Origin of the sequence: Lysinibacillus sp. UGB7 (assembly GCF_049058285.1) — a bacterium.
GTDB lineage: Bacteria > Bacillota > Bacilli > Bacillales_A > Planococcaceae > Lysinibacillus > Lysinibacillus sphaericus_B.
Genome location: NZ_JBMGUV010000095.1, coordinates 1 through 1,102, shown reverse-complemented (window position 1 = coordinate 1,102; position 1,102 = coordinate 1). Strand labels below are relative to the sequence as shown.

Genomic DNA, 1,102 nt, shown 5'->3' with positions numbered 1-1,102 from the left:
CCGCCTTTAATCGCATCCTCTGGAATCCACACTTCTAATTTAATTCGATGATAGCCTTTGTGTTTACCCGTTTTACTTGGCGCATGTACAGAGCAATTACCAGACATCGGGGCTAAAACTGCCATGCTATCAGGATGATTTTCTGTAATCTGTCCAGCTACCTTTTGAACAGTTTCTGGTGTTACGTCAAAAATTACTTTTCTCATTTTAATAGCTCCCTTTTAACTTTTTATTGTCTAACCTATATACCGAATAAATTCATTTGTTGCCACTCGTTTTGTGGTAGCTCTACAACTGCGTTTTCATCGTATTCCTGAATATTCGTAAACCAATGTAACGGAAACCGTCCTTTTGGTTGCTGCAGTTCTGCATCTACATAAAAATAGCAATCCGTTTTACATGCGTAGCAACTATTAATGGCTGCTATAAAATACGTTCCTGGCTGTGTACTTTCTGCATAACCTTTTGATCTCCAAATCAATTCAGCTTTATAAACTTTGCCTTTTTCTAAAGTCTGCTGATTGTTTGGTTTTACTGGCTCCTGTGGCCATTTATCTTCATCCTCTACAATCTTGAAACGATCCTTTTGATATGTTCCAAAGTGTGATCCTTTTCGAGGGAATCTACTTACGTTAAATGCTTCACCACCATGCGGAAATAAATAATAAATACCGCCATTCTGTAAGTTCGTTGAGTTTCCAGAATCCATACATAAGCCTTGCATTGTTTTCACCTCTGCTTTCATTTTTTACTGCATCTGCTTCTCCATAATTGCCCACACTTTATGATGTGTTGAGGCACCTTTGTATCTCTTTGGCGTTTTTGAACTTTGCTTATACTCGAAGTCTTTTACATCCTTGCTGCTCGTGCCTCTCTTTACTAACTGAAAGCCTCTTGCTTCAAGGTCTGCAATAGCAACATCTAACTCCGCATCATTTTTGCGCTGAATTGGTGGCAATCTAAATATGCCATTGTGTGCTGATAATCGTTGCATGTCCTTCACCCCTTTGTTAGTTGTTCAAATGCCCATCTATCACCAGCATCCATTCCGTTGTGTAATGACTTTAATTTTGCTATAATACAATTAATTAATTTTCAAAAC

General features: G+C 38.2%; 3 protein-coding genes. All 3 read right to left on the bottom strand.

Annotated elements, in window-relative coordinates:
• The coding region (locus tag ACOMCU_RS28040; RefSeq protein WP_421052302.1) for a hypothetical protein at positions 1-206 on the bottom strand (206 nt) is incomplete at its 3' end.
• A 35-nt stretch (positions 207-241) separates the two neighbouring features.
• Entirely contained in the window at positions 242-745 is a 504-nt protein-coding gene (locus ACOMCU_RS28035) for a hypothetical protein (protein WP_421052301.1), read from the bottom strand.
• A 3-nt stretch (positions 746-748) separates the two neighbouring features.
• The gene (locus tag ACOMCU_RS28030) at positions 749-994 is read right to left on the bottom strand and encodes a hypothetical protein (RefSeq protein WP_421052300.1); all 246 of its coding nucleotides are present in this window, start codon (positions 992-994) and stop codon (positions 749-751) included.
• Positions 995-1,102 lie beyond the last annotated feature (108 nt).